This window comes from Microlunatus sp. M237, assembly GCF_056896895.1.
The window spans coordinates 1,102,536-1,119,980 of the sequence record NZ_JBXHBL010000001.1 but is presented as its reverse complement, the minus strand read 5'-3'; the positions used below and the strand labels follow the sequence as shown (position 1 = coordinate 1,119,980).

The following is a 17,445-nucleotide window of genomic DNA, read 5'->3' as shown; positions in this document are numbered from 1 at the left end:
GGCACGCCGGGGACCGAGCCCGCCGCCGAGGCCGGTCAGGGCTGGGGGTCGGGTCCGGTTTCCAGGGCTGCCCGGGGCGCCGGCGACTCCAGCGCCTGCTCCGCGTCGCGCGCCGCAGCCGCGACTGCCTCGGCGAACAGCTCCGGGAACCGGCTGGGCAGCAGCAGCAGCGGCTCACCGCCTCCGATCTGCAGGGTGGTGGCGATCACCGCGTTGCGGCCGAGCGACGCTCCTCGGACCGTGACTGACTCGCGCTGGTCGAAGGGCCGCACCACCTGCGCCTTCAGCCGGTCGGTGACGTAGGAGATGTCCTGCGGGCGGAACTGGGCCACCAGGTCCGGCGCCCACCCCCACACCGTGGCGCCGGCGTGCGTCGTCCGGCCGCCCACCTGGGCCGCGGTGAACCCGACCAGGTCAGAGATCCAGCTCGCCACGCCGGGCGCCGACATGCTGATCACCCGGTAGGTGTCGCGGTCGCCCGCCGGGCCGGCCGCCTCGAACACCGAGAACAGCGCATCGCCCATCAGGTCGTCGCGCGTGGTGGTGCGGATGGTGAGATCGACCGCGGACATCCCGCTGATCGTGCCGCCGAAGCCGCCGACGGCAGTCGAGTGGTTGCCGTATGCGTGGCTGAGGGTGGCGCCGAACATCCGCAGCCGGTGGTTCAGCGTGCCCTCGACCGCGCCGACGGTCTGGGCGTCGAAGTGGCGCTCGATCTCGACCAGCCGGGCGTTCGTCACCACCTGCAGCTCCGGGTCCGGGGCGTACGCGCTGGCCTGGGGGCGGTGCCACAGCTCACGCAGCCGGTCGGCGAGCGCATCGGCGAACGCCCAGTCCCGGCGGTCGAACCGGCGCGCACTCACCTCGCCCACGGTCCCGCGGACGAGCAGCAGACCCGCGACCAGCCCGAGCAGCACGAGCAGCAGGGCTGGGCTCGCGTCGCCGGTCAGATCGGGCGCAGTGCTCGCCAGCCAGGTCAGCACGGTCCACAGCAGCAGCAGCAGCGCGACCCCCCAGCCCAGCGACGTGCGATGGAGCTTGGTACGGGCCATCGGGGACATCGGCCGTGAGGTCGCCATGTCGCGGATCCTAGCGAGAATGTGGTCCCCAACCCGTTGCGCCTGCGGACCGAGCTCAAGCCAGTAGTAGCCTAGGACGGCTCCCCAGGTTGTGCTGACCCTGAGATGGGTACTCACGCTGTGAAATACGTTTGACCTTTAGCGCGCTTGAGGTTGCATAGTAGGACTTAGCTCTGCCGCCCGGCCTCCATTTCTGCCTCGAGGACTTCTCGTATGCCTGCCGATCCCTCGGCCCCCACGTCCACCGCTCCGACCACAGCAGAACCTCCCGTCCGCCGGCTCGCCGGCCAGACGACGTCGTTGGACCGACCCCCCTCGATCCGACCGGCGGCGCCAGTTCGCCTCGGTCGGGACGGCCAGCCGAAGCGTCGCAGCAGCACCTCGCTGTGGCGGATGCGCGGCTACATGCTGCCGTACCGGTCCCGGTTCATCGTGATGGTCATCTTCGCGGCCCTGGGTCTGGCGGCCGGCATCGTGGTGCCGCTGGTGACCAAGGCCGTCATCGACGGTCCGATCGCGAACGCGGACCGCCCCGGGCTCTACACGCTCGCCCTGTTCGCACTCGGCCTGGGGGTGGTCGAGGCCGTGCTGATGTTCTTCCGCCGGTGGGTGGTGTCCAAGGCGACCCTCGGCACCGAAACGGGCATCCGTACCGACCTGTACGCCAAGCTGCAACGACTGCCGATGAGCTTCCACGGTCAGTGGCAGTCCGGCCAGCTGCTCAGCCGGATCATGAACGACCTCGCCACCGTGCGGCGCTTCCTCGGCTTCGGGATGCTGTTCATCCTGCTCAACGTGGTCCAGATCATCGTGGTCACCGCGCTGCTGCTGCACATGTACTGGCCGCTCGGGCTGGTCGTGCTGGCCTCCATCTTCCCGGTCAGCTGGCTCTGCCTGAAGAACGAGCGGGAGTACACCCGGCTGTCCCGGCGGATCCAGGACGAGACCGGCGACGTGGCCTCCTCGGTGGAGGAGGGCGCCCACGGGTTGCGGGTGATCAAGGCGTTCGGTCGCGCTGACCACGTCTTCGCCAAGTTCGACGCTCGCAGTGTGCAGCTCTATGACACCTCGATCGAGCGGGTCCGGCTCACCTCGAAGTTCTGGACCTTCCTGGAGGTCATCCCGAGCGTCACCCTGATCATCGTGCTCGGCTTCGGCGCGATTGCGGCCGGCCAGGACCGGCTGACCCTGGGCACCCTGGTCGCCTTCATCACCATGATGTTGTCGCTGGTCTGGCCGGTGGCCGCGCTGGGATTCCTGCTCTCACAGGCGCAGGAGGCGATGACAGCCGCTGACCGGATCGCCGAGATCTTCGACGCGGAGAACGAGATCACCGACGGCGACACCGACCTCGCCGAGGTCCGTGGCCGGGTGAGGTTCGAGGGCGCCGGGTTCCGGTACGCCGACGCCGACACCGACGTGCTGCACGATCTGAACCTCGAGATCGCCCCCGGCGAGACCATCGCTCTCGTCGGCGCCACCGGCTCGGGCAAGACCGCGTTCACTGCCTTGGTGCCGCGGCTCTACGACGTCACCAGCGGCCGGATCACCATCGACGGCGTCGATATCCGTGACCTCAAGCTGAGCCAGCTGCGCAGCATCGTGGCCACGGCCTTCGAGGAGCCGACCCTGTTCTCGATGTCGGCGCGGGAGAACCTGACCCTGGGTCGTCCGGACGCCAGCGAGGAGGACATCGCCGAGGCGATCGAGGTGGCGCAGGCCCACTTCGTCTATGACCTGCCGTGGGGCCTGGCCACCCGGATCGGGGAGCAGGGCATGAGTCTGTCCGGTGGTCAGCGCCAGCGGCTGGCCCTGGCACGCGCGGTGCTGGCGCGGCCGGCCGTGTTGGTGCTCGACGACACGCTGTCCGCGCTCGACATCCACACCGAGGCGCTGGTCGAGGAGGCACTCACCCGGGTGCTGGTCGGCGTCACCGGCATCGTGGTCGCCCACCGCGCCTCGACCGTCATGCTGGCCGACCGCGTCGCGGTGCTGTCCGGCGGCACCATCACCCACGTCGGCAAGCACCACGACCTGCTGGCCACCGTGCCGGAGTATCGGGCACTGCTGTCCGCGGAGTTCAACCCAGAGGAAGAGCTCGACCAGATCGAACAGGTCTGGCTCGAGGAGGAGGTCACCCGATGACTGCAGAAGCTGTCGACAAGAACGCGGTGACCCCGGCGCCGACCGACGACTCCCTTGAGGAGTGGCGCGGGGTAGGCGCGGAGCATTCCGCCGAGATCAGCGAGAAGGGCAGCGTCTTCCTCAAGCAGCGCAGCCGGGCGCTGCTCGGCTCACTGCTGCGGCCGTACAAGACCTATGTCTGGCTGCTGATCGCGATCGTGCTGGTGGAGAACGCTGCCCGACTGAGCGTCCCGTTGCTGGTGCAGCGCGGCATCGACCTGGGCGTGCCGCCGTTGCTCGAGGGCGGCAGCGGCAAGATTCTCTACGAGACGGTCGGCGTGATGCTCGCCGCGGTGATCATCCAGGCCATCACCCGGGTCATCTTCCTGCGCCAGTCGGGCCGGATCGGCCAGGAGGTGCTGCTGGAGATCCGGCGCCGCCTGTTCAAGCATTTCCAGAAGCTGGACGTGCGGTTCCACGACCGCTACACCTCCGGCCGGGTGGTGTCACGGCTCACCAACGACGTCGACGCCATCATGGAGCTGCTGGCCAACGGCTTCGACGGGCTGATCACCGCGGTGCTGACCATGGTCGGCGTCACCGTGCTGATGCTGACGCTCGACGTCAAACTCGGCGCGGTCTGCCTGCTGTGCTTCCCGATCCTGTTGTTCCTGGTCCGCTGGTTCTCCCGGCAGTCCTCGCTCACCTACCGCGCAGTACGGGAGAACTCGGCCCTGGTGATCGTGCAGTTCGTCGAGACCATGACCGGCATCCGCGCCGTCGAGGCATACCGGCGTGAGCGCCGCAACCAGGAGATCTTCGAGGACCTCTCGGACCGCTACGCCGACGCCAACATCAAGTCCTTCCGGCTGGTGGCCATCTTCATGCCGGGCATCAAGCTGATCGGCAACATCACCATCGGCGTCGTGTTGCTGTACGGCGGCTACCGGGTGATCGAGGGCGACATGACGGTCGGCGTGCTGGCGGCGTTCCTGCTCTACCTGCGGATGTTCTTCGAGCCGATGCAGGAGATCAGCCAGTTCTACAACACCTTCCAGTCCGCCTCGGCGGCGCTGGAGAAGGCGTCCGGGGTGCTGGAGGAGCAGCCGACCGTGGTCGAGCCGACCAACCCGGTCCCGCTGCCGAAGGCTCGCGGGGAGGTGCACCTCGATCGGGTCGAGTTCGGCTACGTCGACGACCGGCCCGTGCTGCCCGGGCTCGAGCTGACCATCCCCGAGGGCCAGACCGTGGCCCTGGTCGGCACCACCGGCGCCGGCAAGACGACCATCGCCAAGCTGATGTCGCGGTTCTACGACCCGACCGGTGGCCGGGTCACGCTGGACGGCGTCGACCTGCGAGAGATCTCCGATGTCGACCTGCGCCGTGCCGTGGTGATGGTGACCCAGGAGAACTTCATGTTCGACGGGTCCGTGGCCGACAACATCGGCTTCGGCCGGCCCGACGCCGACCGTGCCGACATCATCGCGGCCGCCAAGGCGGTCGGCGCACACGAGTTCATCGCCGAGCTGCCGCAGGGCTACGACACCGATGTGGCCAAGCGCGGCGGCCGGCTGTCGGCCGGGCAGCGTCAGCTGGTGGCGTTCGCCCGGGCCTTCTTGGCTGACCCGGCCGTGCTGATCCTGGACGAGGCCACCTCGAGCCTGGACGTGCCGAGCGAGCGACTGGTGCAGCGTGCGCTGGGCACCATCTTGAAGCAGCGGACAGCCGTCATCATCGCCCACCGGCTGAGCACGGTGGAGGTGGCCGACCGGGTGCTCGTGCTCGAGCACGGCCGGATCATCGAGGACGGTTCGCCGGCCGAGCTGATGTCGCGCGAGGGCGGGCGCTACGCCGCCCTGCATCACGCCTGGGAGGAGTCGCTGGCCTGATCCGGGCCCGGCCGTCGAAGGTCCGGATAGGGTCCTGGTCTGTGGCTTCCGAACTCGCGGCGCGACCTTTCCCGGTCGCGCGGACGCTGGTGACCGGGGGCGTCCGGTCGGGCAAGTCCCGCCACGCCGAGTCGCTGCTGGCCGGCGAGCCCGCCGTCACCTATCTCGCGCCCGGGCCGATATCGGACCCGGCCACGGACCCGGAGTGGGCGGCTCGGGTCGCGCGGCACCAGGCGGATCGGCCGGCGCACTGGCAGACCGTGGAGACCACCGATCTGGCCGGGGCCCTCGGCGCTGCCGGCGGCGCCGTGCTGCTGGACTGCCTCGGCACCTGGCTCACCGCCGTGGTCGACGAGCTCGGCACCTGGGACCAGCCGTTGGAGCAGTGGCAGCCGGAGTTCGACCGCCGGCTGGCGGAGCTGGTCCGGGCCTGGCGCACGGCCGCCGGACCGCTCGTCGCGGTGACCAACGAGGTGGGCTGGGGCCTGGTCTCGGAGCATCGGTCGGGCCGGGTGTTCACCGACCTGCTGGGGCGCACGAACCAGGCTGTCGCCGCCGCCAGCGACCGGGTCGACCTGGTCGTCGCCGGCCGGGTGCTGTCGCTGTGAGCTGATCGGGCTCATCCCGGCCAGCGCAGCACCGAGACCACCGCCAGCGCGGTGCAGGCGACCTCGATCGCTGCCCCGATCACGTCACCGGACACCCCGCCGAAGCGGCGTACGCAGCGGGCGGTGAGGGTGGCAACGGCGGCCATGGCGACGAGCCCGGCGGCGACCCCGCTGATCCAGCCGGTGCCGCCCAGCACGGCGACCGCCGCCAGGACCACCAGCGCTCCCGTCCCCACCCCGAGCGCGGCGGCGGTCGGCACCGACCCGGCTACGGCGGCGCCCAGTCCGTCAGCGCGGGCGGCCGGGACCCCGCGGCGGCACACCAGCACCACCGCCACCCGGGAGCAGCACAGCAGCACCGCCACCCGTAGCGGCCCGTACGCCTCCTGCGCCAGCGCGCCCAGCGCCATCGACTGCAGCCCGAGCACCAGCACCAGGCTCACCACGCCCATCGGTCCCACGTCGCCGCTGCGCATCACGGCCAGGGCCCTGCTGCGATCCCACCCCGATCCCAACCCGTCAGCGGTGTCGGCCAGCCCGTCCAGGTGGATCGCGCGGGTGCTCAGGGCGACGGTGCCGACCGCCAGCAGCCCGGTGACGGCCGCACCGGCGCTCAACGCCGTGGCCAGCCAGCACACCAGCGCCGTCAGCACCGCCACCGGAGCCACGGCGAGCGGGGCCAGCAGCATGGCGGTGCGGGCGACCGAGCGGTCCACCCGCTCGATCCTGCCGGTGGGCAGGACGGTGAAGGTGCCGACGGCCAACCGCAGACCCGCGATCACGGGGCGTCAGTCGCCGCAGCGAGGTCGGCCAACGTGGCCATCTCGCGGCTGAGGAGGACAGCGGAGCGCAGCAGCGGGACCGCGGCCACCGCCCCGCTGCCCTCGCCGAGACGCAGACCGAGGTCGAGCAGCGGAACCAGCCCCAGCTTGTCCAGCGCCAGCCGCTGGGCCGGTTCGGTGGACCGGTGGCCGGCCGAACACCAGCCGATCACGCCGGGGGCCAGGTCCTCGGCCACCGTCGCCTCGGCCACCGCGATCAGCCCGTCCAGCAGCACTGGCACGCCGACCCGCGCGGCGGCGACCAGGAAACCCACCCCGGCCACCAGGTCGGCCGAACCCAGCGCCGCCAGCCGTTGCACCGGGTCGCGGGCCCGGTCGCCGACCCGCACCAGCGCAGTGTCGATCAACCTGATCTTGGTCTGCAGGGTGGCGTCGTCCACGCCGGTGCCGCGACCGGCGACCTCGGTGCCGGACAGTCCCAGCGATGCGGCGACGAGGGCGGCGGCGGGGGTGGTGTTGCCGATCCCCATGTCGCCCACGATCAGCAGGTCGGCGCCGGCAGCGAGCTGCTCGGCGGCGATCTGTTCCCCCGCCCGCAGGGCCTGCGCGGTCTCGGCCGCGGTCAGGGCGTCGCGCAGGTGCAGCGGCTCACTGGAGCGTCGGACCTTGTACGCCGTGACCGGGGCCGGCGCCCCGACCAGGTCGTCGTCCACGCCGAGGTCATACACGGCGAGCGAGACGCCGTGCTGGCGGGCCAGCACGCTGACCCCGGCCACCCCGTCGAGGAAGGCGCGGATCATCGCCGCGGTCACCTCCTGGGGATAGGCGGAGACGCCGTGCTGGGCGACGCCGTGGTCGCCGGCCAGGACCACGGCGCGTACGTTCTCGATCGGTCGCGGCGGGCACGCATCCTGGCAGCCGGCCAGCCACACGGCGGCGTCCTCCAAGGCCCCGAGCGCACCGAGCGGCTTGGCCAGCGTGTCGAGATGGCGGCGGGTCCGGCTCGCAGCCGCCGCCGACGGCGGTCGGATCCGGGCGTCGGATCCAGCCACCTCAGGCCGCGACATGGGGCACCGAAGGGGCAGCGGGGCTGTGGGGCATGTTTCCTCCTGGGTTCGGCGACCCGTGGTGATGGAGCCCGAAGGAGGGGTGGGTCTGACTCGAGCCGTAGCTCATACAGTGGCGCGACCGTGCCGGGTTCGCACCGGCTTCCAGGTCCCTCTCGCGAACGCGTGAACTGTAGCTGCGGAGCGAAACCGGCGGCAATGGGCGGTCCGGCCGTCCTCGTTCGCGCACGGCCGTCGGCGACACGTGCCCAGCGATACCCTTCCTCGGTGAGCGTTGCCATAGGTCCGTCGACGATGCGCCGGGTCATCAGCCATCCGTCGGCGATCTTGCTCGCGGTTCAGCTGCTGGGGGTGCTGATCTATCCGTTCATGGAGGACACCGCACTCGGCCGCGGGGCGTTCGAGGTGTTCGGAGCGCTGGTGCTGGCGTTGGCCATCTGGTCGGTGCGCGACTCGGCCGGACCCACCTGGATCGCCATCATCTTGGGTGTGGTGGCGTCGGGACTGGGGATCGCGGACGCGGTGCACCACCTGGACGCGTTGGCGGTGTCGTCGGCGTTCTTCCATGCCGTGTTCTACTTCTGGGCCGCCGGCAGCCTGATGGTCTACATGCTGGCCGACCGGACGGTGACCCGCGACGAGCTGTACGCCGTCGGGGCAACCTTCACCCTGGTCGCCTGGGCGTTCGCGTACGTCTTCGTGATCATCCAGTATCTGCAGCCCGGTTCCTTCATCGCCGCCGTCGAGCCGGAGGCGCAACGGAGCTGGTTCGAGCTGCTGTTCCTCAGCTTCACCAATCTGTCCAGCACGGGACTCTCCGACGTCGTCCCGGTGCTGCCACACGCACGGTCGGTGGTGATGCTGGAGCAGCTCGCGGGACTCGCCTACGTCGCCTTGTTCGTATCGCGGTTGGTCGGTCTCACCCTGTCGCGCCAGCACCAGGAAGCAGTGGATCCGGCCTCCGGGCCGCCCGAGTCCAGGGGCCTGTGATGGCGGCGAGATTGCTGTGGGTGGCGCATGCGGCCACCGTCGGGATGCGCGAGCTGCTGTTCGGTGACCAGACATCGCTGAGCCATCCCCAGTCCGTCGACCGGTGGGTGGGTCGCCGAGTCTCGTGGACCGGCGGACCCGAGCCCGCCTGCGCGGAGACCGCCGCGCGGCTGGGGGTGGAGCCGGCGGTCGAACCGCAGCTGGCCGGTTTCGATGCCGGTCTGTGGCGCGGGCTCAGCTTCGCCGAGGTGATGGACAACTGGTCGGCGGACCTGGCTGCCTGGCTCACCGACCCGGACGCGGTTCCGCACGGGGGTGAGAGCCTCTCAGCGCTGATCACCCGGGTGGGGGAGTTCTGCGAGTCGCGGACCTGGCCGGAGGGAACCAGCAACCTGCTGGTGACCCCGATCGTCGCCCGGGCGGCGGCGGTGCACGCCCTCGGGGTCCCGGCGGCAGCCATCTTCCGGGTCGACGTCGGCCCGCTCGGGCGGGTGGCCATGTCGCGCGGTGGCCTGGGCTGGCGGCTGCAGCAGCTCGGCCCCGTCGGCTGACGGTGACTGCGGTGTCATCCCCTCGGTGGAGGGCACGACCCGACCGGAGGCTGACGTCCGCGGCGGCCGCAGCCGAGAGAGTGGTCCCATGACCTCCAGCACGACCGTTCCTGCGCTCGATCCCGCCCCCCGCTCGCCCCGCCCGCAGCCCGTCGGCTGGCACCGGATCGGATCCGCGTACGTCGTCACCATGATCGCCGCGGTGATCGGGTTGGTGCCCGCCATCTTGTCCCTGGTGGCCGCCGATCGGTGCGATCTGGAGGGGTTCGGCTGCCTGGGCTGGGTGATCTTCGGTGGACTGGCCGGCGCCGTGGTGGCGGCGATCGCGCTGCTGCTGCTGGGTCTGCGCGCCCGCCTCAGCGGGTGGTTCGGCTTGATCGCCGTGGCGCTGCTGGTGCTGGCGGCGATCGCTCCTGGAATGGAGCCGATCCGGGTGGTGATAGGTCTGCTCGCGCCCGGCGTCGCGGCCATCGTCACCGGTCCCCGGCGAACCGAGGGCCTTCGCTGGGAGCGCGGCTGGTGGATCCGGATCGGGGTGCTGCTCGCGGTCGTCGCGCTGGTGCCGCTCGCGTCGGCAGCGACCGAGCTTCGCTCCGCCTCCTATCGCGAGAACCGGTTCGCCCGCGAAGGGGTCACCCCGGTGGCTCCGGGGGACCCGGACACGTGGAAGGTCGAGTGGGCGAGGGAGGACGTGGTCCACCGCGGGATGGCGTATCTGCTGGTCGACGAGCGCGGCCGCGAGCTGCGTGTGTCGGTGGTGCACGTCGACGACGCCGACCTGAACCCGCCGACGAACTGCTCGAGCGATCCGTACCGCACGGTGGCCTGCGAGGAGCGGTCGCCCGACGTCTGGGTCGGACCGGACTCGACCGAGGGCGGCGCGGACCACCGGATCGTGGTCCGCGGGGAGGCGGTCGTGCTGTTGACCGTCGCCAAGGGGGACTTCAGCGGCGGAGAGCTGGACCGGGTCGCCGCCGGAATGGTGGTCTCGTCGCCGCGATGGCTGGCCGAGAGCACCTGCACGATCTGCCGACTGCTGCCGGGCTGACAACCCGGATGCATGGACGGGCTCGCGGCCCTAGGGTCGAGCGCATGGCTGCCGACCAACCGACCATCCTGGCCACCTCCGGCGGGATCGTGCCCGGGTCGCGCACCCGGTACGAGTTCTCGCCGCTGACCGACTATGCCGTGGAGCTGGCCGGGGTGAGCGGGCGTGCCCCGAAGGTCTGCTTCCTGGCCACCGCCAGCGGCGACAACCCGGTGGTGCTGACCTGGCTGTACGAAGCCGCCATGCTGCGCGGCTATCACGCCTCGCACCTGTCGACGTTCTCGATGCCCAACGTGGCCGATCCCACCGCGCACCTGCTGGAGCAGGACGTGGTCTGGGTGATGGGCGGCAGCGTCGCCGGTCTGCTGGCGATGTGGCGGCTGCACGGCTACGACGAGGCGCTGCGGACGGCGTGGCAGGCCGGCGTGGTGCTGACCGGCATCTCCGCCGGCTCGCTCTGCTGGCACGTCGGTGGGACCACCGACTCCTACGGTCCGGAGCTGCGCCCGGTGACCGACGGGCTGGCCCTGCTGCCGTACTCCAACGCCGTCCACTACGACACCGAGGAGCAGCGCCGACCGCTGTTCCAGTCGTTGGTCGGGTCACAGGTGCTGCCGCCGGGGATGGCCACCGACGACGGGGTCGGTCTGCTCTACCGCGGCACCGAGCTGGTCGAAGCGCTGAGCGAGCAGGACGGCAAAGGGGCGTACGCGGTGCAGCCGGCCGGGGACGGCACAGCCGTCGAGACCCGGTTGGACACCCGGCTGCTGGCCTGACCGACCGCCTGCGGGTTTCATCGGACAGCGGCCGAAATCATTGGTCGGGTGGCCGCGCTCGTGTCATGCTCCGCTCATGTCCGCTGACCAGATGGGCCCCGGTGAGGGTCCCTCCTGGACCTGGGATCCGACCTTGTACGCCGGGAGCGCCGCCTACTACGCGATCGGGCGGGCACCGTACCCGCCGGAGCTGGCCGAGCGGCTTCGGGTCGCGCTGCAGCTGGACGGCCGTGGCCGACTGCTCGACATCGGCTGCGGGCCGGGGTCCCTGACGTTGCTGCTGGCGCCCCTGTTCGCCGAGGCGATCGGCCTCGATGCGGACGCCGACATGATCGCCGAGGGGGCACGGCTCGCCGACGCGGCGGGGATCGACAACATTCGCTGGCTGCAGCTGCGCGCCGAGCAGCTGCCCGCCGACCTGCCCGAGATCAGGGTGGCGACCCTGGCCCAGTCCTTCCACTGGATGGACCGGCCCCGCGTCGCCGCCGCCGTGCGCGGTCTGCTGATGCCGGGCGGCGTCTTGGTGCACGTCAGCGCCACCACCCACGAAGGGCTTGCCGGCGACGCCGAACTGCCTTTCCCACAGCCACCGCGGTCGGCCATCAAGGAGCTGGTGCGCCAGTATCTGGGTGAGACTCGTCGAGCCGGGCAGGGGCAGCTGGTGGCCGGAACACCGGCAGGGGAGGACACCATCTATCGCGCCGCCGGATTCACCGGGCCTCAGCGGATCCACGTGGATGGTCGGGTCCTGGAACGCAGCACCGAGGAGGTGGTCGCGTCGGTGTTCTCGCTGTCCAGTGCCGCGCCGCACCTGTTCGGTGACCGGCTCGCCGCGTTCGAGGCCGATCTGCGGCAGCTGCTCGAGCAGGTGAGCCCAGCGGGGCGCTACAGCGAGCGGCAGGGCCCCATCACGCTCAATCTCTGGCGTTGACGGCCGCCCCGTCGCGAACACTCGACCTGTGATCGCCGAGGCCTCAGCCCTGCTTGCTCGCCACCAGCCGTTCGACGCCGTCGAGGATCATCCGTAGCCCGAAGCTGTAGGCCCGGTCGGCGTCCACGGCGGAGTCGTACTCCTGGCCGGCCGCGCTTCCGATCCGGGCGGCGTTGGGGAACCGCTGTGGGTCGATGAGGGCGGCGAGCAGCGGGCCGGCGGTGGCCCACCATTCCTGATCGTCATGGCCTGTGGACTGTGTGGTCTCGGCGACGCCGAGTGACAGCCGTGCTGCTGACTTGACGTGATCAAGGACGAGCGACAGCACCTGATCGATCTCGACGTCGTCCAGGCCGATACCCATCAGCGGCTCCAGCTCGGTGTCGTACTTCGAGGTGGTGCCAGGGCCCAACGGAGGGCGGGTGACGTCGACGCCCAGCAACCATCGGTGCTCGGTGAGGAGGCTCCAGTTGTGGTCGGCGATCGACTCCAGCGCCGGGCGCCACCCCGCGGTCAGCGGCAGATCGCCGGGCGACGAATACAGCCGGCCGTAGACGTGGTCGACCATCAGGTCGACCAGCTCGCCCTTGCCGGGCACGTACGCGTAGAGCGACATGACGCCGACGCCGAGGCGTTCGGCGATCTTGCGCATCGAAAGCTTGTCGATGCCGATCTCCGATGCCACGGCGATCGCGGCGTCGACCACCGCATCGAGGGTGAGACCCGACCGTCCGGTCCGGGGATTCGTCCGCCACAGCAGGCTGATGCTCTGCAGCGGATCACCGGTCCCGGTGTGCTCGGCCACCTCAGTCAACTCCAGCCGTCGTCGGAAGTATTCACCACCATGCTACTCTACGGTACAGTGTACGAAACGTCGTACGGAACAGCGTACGAGAGGAGTCGCGAATGTCATGGGCGATCGAGGCCGACCACGTCGGGAAGCTATATCCGCTGAAGGAGGGTCAGGTGGGGCTGCGTGACTTGAGCCTGCAGGTGGCGCCAGGGCAGGTGCTGGCCCTCCTGGGCCCGAACGGAGCGGGCAAGACGACGGCCGTTCGAGGACTGTCGACCTTGCTCACCTTCGACCGCGGCAGTGCTCGCATCGCCGGCTTCGACGTGCGCCGAGACGGGGCGAGGGTGCGCGAGCGCATCGGCCTCGTCGGGCAGTCCGCCGCTGTCGACGAACAGCTCACGGCTCGGCAGAATCTGCGGTTCTTCGGGCGACTGCGCGGGCTGGACCGCGCCGCCGCGACGAAGCGAGCACAGCTGCTGCTGGAGCGGTTCGGTCTCGAGCAGGCGCAGGACCGCTCCGTGCGCACCTTCTCCGGCGGCATGCGCCGACGGCTGGACCTGGCCGCCAGCTTGATCGTCCCTCCCGAGGTCCTCTTCGTCGACGAGCCGACCACGGGGCTTGACCCCGCCGCTCGTCGCGACCTCTGGGACTCGCTGCGTGCGCTGGTCAGCGCGGGCACCACGATCCTGCTGACCACGCAATACCTCGAGGAGGCAGACGAGCTGGCCGATCAGATCGTGCTTCTCGCCCGCGGAGTCGTCGTGGCGCAGGGGACAGCCGACGACCTCAAGGCGATGGTCGGTCCCGCGGTGATTCAGATCCGGTTCGCGGCCGGGAGCGATGCCGTTGCCGCCCTGCCCGCTCTCCAGCACATCGAGGGAGCGCGGGTCGACAGCTCCGGCGCCAGAGTCCTCGTGCCCGCCGCCGGCAGCGACACGCTCACCCGCACCGTGGCGGCGCTGGCCACCACCGGCGTCACACCGACCGAAGTGACGCTGCGCAAGCCATCCCTGGACGAGGTGTTCCTGACCCTGACGGGCGACGCCGCGGCAACCGAGGTGACCGAATGACCATGACGACTCCGACGCCCGCTCCTCCTCGCCTCCTCGCGTCCACGTGGATCATCGCCCGGCGCACCATCAGCGGATGGCGCCAGCAGATCGGCGCGATGCTGACCGTCTGGCTGTTTCCCGTGTTCACCGCCCTCCTGTTCCTGGGGTTGTTCGGTGGCGCGCTGGAGGTGCCGAACGGCTCGACGTACACCGACTTCTTGATCCCGGGGATGCTCGCCGTCACGGTGCTCTTCGGCCTGGAGACCACCACCCTGTCTGCGGCGGCCGACGCCACCAGCGGCATCAACGACCGGCTGCGGTCGTTTCCCATCAACAGCACAGCGATCGTCCTGGGCCGGGCCGCCGCCGACCTGCTCAGCTCACTCATCAGCCTGGCGCTGATGCTCGGGTTCGGCCTCGCCATCGGCTGGCGCCCCGGGCTGAGCGCCGCCGACGCTCTGCTGGGGCTGCTCCTGCTCCTTGCGCTGCGGTTCGCCCTGCTGTGGATCGGCATCTTCGTCGGGTACGGCGCGCGATCGGTGGAGTCCGTCGCCTACGTCCAGATCCTCGTCTGGCCGATCGCGTTCCTTTCCAGTGTGTTCGTCAACCCTGCGACCATGCCCGGCTGGCTCGGCACCCTCGCTGAGCTCAACCCGGTCTCCGCGGCGGCGACGGCGCTCCGATCGCTGCTGGGCAGCACCTCGTGGCCGACTCAGAGCCTCGCCGGGGACCATGCGGTCACCCTGGCGGTGCTCTGGCCGCTGGTCCTCACCGCGGTGTATCTCCCGCTCGCAGCGCGACGCTTCCGCCGGGGCGGCAAGTGAGCGAACTCCTCGAGCACCTCACCGCGTCAACGGCTCAGCTGGAGATCGCCGATGGGTGGGCCACTGTCTCGCGTGGTGAGGACCGGCTCCGCGTACCCGTGGCCCAGCTGATCGAGCCCCTGATGACGGCGCGGGCCAACCGGCAGATCATCTCCGAGCCGATCCTCGGTCTCAGCGAGGTCGCCCTCCGTGCGTTGCAAGCCGTCGCCGCTCGCACCATCAGGCGAGACGCCGCCAACGGTCGGTGGCAGCTGGGCACGGGCGGCGGTGACGAGAGCCCCACGCCGCGAGGCGCTGCGGAGTTGCTCGCCGACGAGCTGGTGCATGCGTTCGTCACCGGGGACGCCGGGCCGCAGCTCACCGCGGCAGGAGCGCCAGTGACGCTGTTGATCGACGTTCACAGCGAAGGCCGGGCCCACCTCGCGCCTGCCGCGCCGGGGAGTGACCGTGCCACCCGCGACGCGCTGCGATCCGCGGCAGCGATCTGGTCACCGGTCGAGCGGCTCGCCGCCGGAGAGCCGCGCACCGAGCTGAGTGAGGCCGAGGTGGCTGACCTGGTCGATCCGGTGCTCCGCTCCACGCTGCGTGAGGCGGGCATCCAGACGAGGTGGGCGCCCGGCGTCGCCGAGCCCACGTTCTCGGTGGGCCTCGCCGGGAACGACGCGGCGACACTGCAGTGGCAGCTTCGGATCCCGGCGGGCACCCTGAGCCAGGCCGAGGTCGACCAGCTCGCCGCGTCCCACCGGCCACTCGTCCGCGTCCGCGATACCTGGGTGGTGAACGCGCCCCGGCAGCTGGACTCGCTTCGGCGCCGCCGGCCGCGTCGCCTGACGGCAGGCGAGCGCGTCGCCACTGTGGTCACCGGCACCTACCTGAGTGGCGAGACAGCCGTGCCGCTCACCACCTCCGCCGCCGCCGACCGATGGCTCGCGACACTGTCCGCATCCCCGACTGCGGTGACGGAGCCGACGGCGCTGGCGGCGACGCTGCGGCAGTATCAGCTCGACGGCCTGGCCTGGATGCTGCGCAATGCGAGCCTCGGGCTGGGGAGCTGCCTGGCTGACGACATGGGTCTGGGCAAGACGGTCTCGGCGCTCGCTTTCCACCTCGCTCTGCGCGAGGGCGTCTCCCGCGACGGCGTGGCGGGCGGCCCGACCCTGGTCATCTGCCCGGCCTCGGTGCTGAGCACCTGGGAGCGCGAGGTCGAACGGTTCGCGCCGACGCAACGGGCGGTCCGCTATCACGGTGCCTCGCGGACGGTCCGCCCCGACGCCGACCTGGTGGTGACGACCTATGCCACCGTGCGCAACGACCACGAGGCCCTGAGCGGGACGCAGTGGGGACTTGTCATCGCCGATGAGGCGCAGATGATGAAGAACGAAGCGTCCCAGACCGCGCGGGCACTCCGGAGGCTGCCCAGCGCCCATCGGCTGGCACTCAGCGGGACCCCGATCCAGAACCGTCTCGACGATCTGTGGGCGCTGCTCGACTGGACCACCCCGGGACTCCTCGGCAGCAAGCGGGAGTTCAGAAGTCACTTCGCCGTACCGCTGCAGGGCGGTAACGAGGCGGCCCGGCTTCGGCTGGCGAAGCTCACCAGCGTGGCGGTGCTGCGCCGGCGGAAGGACGACCCGCAGATCGCGCCCGAGCTGCCCGCGAAGACGATCATCAATCAGGCCGTGGCGCTGACCCGCGAGCAGGTGGGGCTCTATCGAGCTGTGGTTGACGCCAGCCTCGCCCAGATCGCCGACCTCGATCAGGGCACGCGCCGAGGACGCGTCCTGGCCCTCCTGACGTCACTCAAACAGATCTGCAACCATCCGGCCCAGTACCTCAAGGAACCAGCCCCGGACCTGCAGGGACGATCGGGAAAGCTCGATGCGCTGACCGAGATCCTCGAGATCACCGGTGCGGAGAACTCACCGGCACTCGTCTTCACCCAGTTCGTCGCCATGGGGAACCTCATCGTTACTCACCTGCGCGATCGGGGTCTGGGTGCCGAGATCCTCCATGGCGGCCTGGAGATGGGGCAGCGGCAACGTCTGATCGACGCCTTCCAAGCCGGCTCGCTTCCCAACCTGGTGCTCTCCACCCATGCAGCGGGAACGGGGATCACCCTCACCCGCGCCGAGCACGTCATCCACTACGACCAGTGGTGGAACCCGGCCGTCGAGGACCAGGCGACTGATCGCGCGCATCGGATCGGACAGACCCACCCGGTGTACGTCCATCGGCTCGCCTGCGAAGGCACCCTGGAGGAGCGGATCGACGAGATCCTCCGCTCCAAGCGCGCGCTGTCTGAATCCATCCTCGACGAGGCGGCGGACCTTCGGCTGGCCGAACTCGACGATGCAGCCCTCGCCTCACTCATCACCTTGGACGGGACCCTGTCATGAGGCGATCAGCGTGGCCCGGCCTCCTGCGTGACGCAGTCACCGCGACCGCGCTCGACGAGGACGTGATCAAGGAAGCGCGGCGTTTGAACCGGCGGAACCTGGTGCAGGCGGTCACCTCAGCGCCTGGCCACCTGGTCGGACTGGTCCGAGACGCGGACGGCGTGCATCGGGTCGACTGGAGCATCGTCCCCCTGTCGGACGCGGACTGGACCCAAGTGGAGAAGTGGATCCACGCCAGGCCACTGGTGATGGCGGCTCTGCTGCAGGGGCAACGGCTGGAGCCCAACCGGGATCTGGACGCCATCGTGGCCGAGCTCATCCCCAGCTCGGCGGCCTTGGAGCCGGCTTGCGACTGTGACGACTGGCTGGTGCCCTGCCCGCACGCGCTGGGTGTGGCGTTGACCTTCGCGGATCTGACCCGCGACGACCCGTGGATGCTCTGCCGACTGCGAGGACGAGATCACAACTGGCTGGTCGCCTCGGAGGCTGCAGTTCGAGCGAGTGAGCTCTTGACCCGTTGCGGGCACCGATGATT

At 70.4% G+C, this 17,445-nt stretch carries 16 protein-coding genes; 12 read left to right on the top strand and 4 right to left on the bottom strand.

The genetic code is table 11. From position 1 onward, the window contains the following. Window positions 1–35: 35 nt before the first annotated feature. Window positions 36–1,079, bottom strand: coding sequence for a hypothetical protein (locus AC1XX3_RS05380; RefSeq protein WP_483320035.1), 1,044 nt, complete (start codon window positions 1,077–1,079; stop codon window positions 36–38). Window positions 1,080–1,292: 213 nt separating this feature from the next. Between AC1XX3_RS05380 and AC1XX3_RS05375 the strand changes: the two genes are divergently transcribed. The 3 genes from AC1XX3_RS05375 to AC1XX3_RS05365 are packed head-to-tail and all read left to right on the top strand — an operon-like array spanning window position 1,293 to window position 5,700. Then, the gene (locus AC1XX3_RS05375; protein ID WP_483320034.1) at window positions 1,293–3,224 is read left to right on the top strand and encodes an ABC transporter ATP-binding protein; all 1,932 of its coding nucleotides are present in this window, start codon (window positions 1,293–1,295) and stop codon (window positions 3,222–3,224) included. Continuing rightward, window positions 3,221–5,092, top strand: a complete 1,872-nt coding sequence (locus AC1XX3_RS05370) for an ABC transporter ATP-binding protein (RefSeq protein WP_483320033.1) — start codon at window positions 3,221–3,223, stop codon at window positions 5,090–5,092. The genes AC1XX3_RS05375 and AC1XX3_RS05370 overlap by 4 nt, the downstream gene beginning before the upstream one ends. 41 nt (window positions 5,093–5,133) lie before the next feature. Then, entirely contained in the window at window positions 5,134–5,700 is a 567-nt protein-coding gene (locus tag AC1XX3_RS05365) for a bifunctional adenosylcobinamide kinase/adenosylcobinamide-phosphate guanylyltransferase (RefSeq protein WP_483320032.1), read from the top strand. 11 nt (window positions 5,701–5,711) lie between these two features. Here AC1XX3_RS05365 and AC1XX3_RS05360 read toward each other — a convergent pair whose 3' ends face one another. Then, on the bottom strand, window positions 5,712–6,482 hold the full coding sequence (locus AC1XX3_RS05360) for an adenosylcobinamide-GDP ribazoletransferase (RefSeq protein WP_483320031.1): 771 nt from the start codon (window positions 6,480–6,482) through the stop codon (window positions 5,712–5,714). After that, a complete protein-coding gene (gene cobT / locus AC1XX3_RS05355; protein WP_483320030.1) occupies window positions 6,479–7,549 on the bottom strand; it encodes a nicotinate-nucleotide--dimethylbenzimidazole phosphoribosyltransferase in 1,071 nt (356 codons plus the stop codon). The genes AC1XX3_RS05360 and cobT overlap by 4 nt, the downstream gene beginning before the upstream one ends. A 267-nt stretch (window positions 7,550–7,816) precedes the next feature. Between cobT and AC1XX3_RS05350 the strand changes: the two genes are divergently transcribed. From AC1XX3_RS05350 to AC1XX3_RS05330, 5 genes are all read left to right on the top strand, one after another. Further along, entirely contained in the window at window positions 7,817–8,539 is a 723-nt protein-coding gene (locus AC1XX3_RS05350) for an ion channel (protein WP_483320029.1), read from the top strand. Then, the gene (locus AC1XX3_RS05345; RefSeq protein WP_483320028.1) at window positions 8,539–9,090 is read left to right on the top strand and encodes a histidine phosphatase family protein; all 552 of its coding nucleotides are present in this window, start codon (window positions 8,539–8,541) and stop codon (window positions 9,088–9,090) included. The genes AC1XX3_RS05350 and AC1XX3_RS05345 overlap by 1 nt, the downstream gene beginning before the upstream one ends. 88 nt (window positions 9,091–9,178) lie before the next feature. Next, entirely contained in the window at window positions 9,179–10,138 is a 960-nt protein-coding gene (locus tag AC1XX3_RS05340; RefSeq protein ID WP_483320027.1) for a hypothetical protein, read from the top strand. A 44-nt stretch (window positions 10,139–10,182) separates the two neighbouring features. Further along, window positions 10,183–10,914 (top strand): Type 1 glutamine amidotransferase-like domain-containing protein, encoded by a 732-nt coding sequence (locus tag AC1XX3_RS05335; RefSeq protein WP_483320026.1) that lies wholly within the window; start codon window positions 10,183–10,185, stop codon window positions 10,912–10,914. 76 nt (window positions 10,915–10,990) lie between these two features. After that, window positions 10,991–11,845, top strand: a complete 855-nt coding sequence (locus AC1XX3_RS05330) for a class I SAM-dependent methyltransferase (protein ID WP_483320025.1) — start codon at window positions 10,991–10,993, stop codon at window positions 11,843–11,845. Between the two features lie 43 nt (window positions 11,846–11,888). Here AC1XX3_RS05330 and AC1XX3_RS05325 read toward each other — a convergent pair whose 3' ends face one another. After that, window positions 11,889–12,650, bottom strand: coding sequence for a TetR/AcrR family transcriptional regulator (locus AC1XX3_RS05325; protein ID WP_483320024.1), 762 nt, complete (start codon window positions 12,648–12,650; stop codon window positions 11,889–11,891). Window positions 12,651–12,751: 101 nt separating this feature from the next. On the opposite strand from AC1XX3_RS05325, the gene AC1XX3_RS05320 reads away from it, so the two are divergent. The 4 genes from AC1XX3_RS05320 to AC1XX3_RS05305 are packed head-to-tail and all read left to right on the top strand — an operon-like array spanning window position 12,752 to window position 17,443. Then, window positions 12,752–13,708, top strand: coding sequence for an ATP-binding cassette domain-containing protein (locus AC1XX3_RS05320; RefSeq protein ID WP_483320023.1), 957 nt, complete (start codon window positions 12,752–12,754; stop codon window positions 13,706–13,708). Beyond that, on the top strand, window positions 13,705–14,514 hold the full coding sequence (locus AC1XX3_RS05315) for an ABC transporter permease (protein ID WP_483320022.1): 810 nt from the start codon (window positions 13,705–13,707) through the stop codon (window positions 14,512–14,514). The genes AC1XX3_RS05320 and AC1XX3_RS05315 overlap by 4 nt, the downstream gene beginning before the upstream one ends. Next, a complete protein-coding gene (locus AC1XX3_RS05310; RefSeq protein WP_483320021.1) occupies window positions 14,511–16,910 on the top strand; it encodes a DEAD/DEAH box helicase in 2,400 nt (799 codons plus the stop codon). Before AC1XX3_RS05315 ends, AC1XX3_RS05310 begins: the two co-directional genes overlap by 4 nt. Continuing rightward, complete coding sequence (locus AC1XX3_RS05305) at window positions 16,907–17,443, top strand: hypothetical protein (protein ID WP_483320020.1); 537 nt, start codon at window positions 16,907–16,909, stop codon at window positions 17,441–17,443. Before AC1XX3_RS05310 ends, AC1XX3_RS05305 begins: the two co-directional genes overlap by 4 nt. The last annotated feature ends 2 nt before the right edge of the window (window positions 17,444–17,445 follow it).

Coding starts and splice junctions, on each gene's coding strand:
- AC1XX3_RS05340 (WP_483320027.1), top strand. CDS start 9,179: ATGACCTCCAGCACGACCGTTCCTGCGCTCGATCCCGCCCCCCGCTCG.
- AC1XX3_RS05335 (WP_483320026.1), top strand. CDS start 10,183: ATGGCTGCCGACCAACCGACCATCCTGGCCACCTCCGGCGGGATCGTG.
- AC1XX3_RS05315 (WP_483320022.1), top strand. CDS start 13,705: ATGACCATGACGACTCCGACGCCCGCTCCTCCTCGCCTCCTCGCGTCC.
- AC1XX3_RS05330 (WP_483320025.1), top strand. CDS start 10,991: ATGTCCGCTGACCAGATGGGCCCCGGTGAGGGTCCCTCCTGGACCTGG.
- AC1XX3_RS05375 (WP_483320034.1), top strand. CDS start 1,293: ATGCCTGCCGATCCCTCGGCCCCCACGTCCACCGCTCCGACCACAGCA.
- AC1XX3_RS05345 (WP_483320028.1), top strand. CDS start 8,539: ATGGCGGCGAGATTGCTGTGGGTGGCGCATGCGGCCACCGTCGGGATG.
- AC1XX3_RS05370 (WP_483320033.1), top strand. CDS start 3,221: ATGACTGCAGAAGCTGTCGACAAGAACGCGGTGACCCCGGCGCCGACC.
- cobT (WP_483320030.1), bottom strand. CDS start 7,549: ATGTCGCGGCCTGAGGTGGCTGGATCCGACGCCCGGATCCGACCGCCG.
- AC1XX3_RS05320 (WP_483320023.1), top strand. CDS start 12,752: ATGTCATGGGCGATCGAGGCCGACCACGTCGGGAAGCTATATCCGCTG.
- AC1XX3_RS05305 (WP_483320020.1), top strand. CDS start 16,907: ATGAGGCGATCAGCGTGGCCCGGCCTCCTGCGTGACGCAGTCACCGCG.
- AC1XX3_RS05380 (WP_483320035.1), bottom strand. CDS start 1,079: ATGGCGACCTCACGGCCGATGTCCCCGATGGCCCGTACCAAGCTCCAT.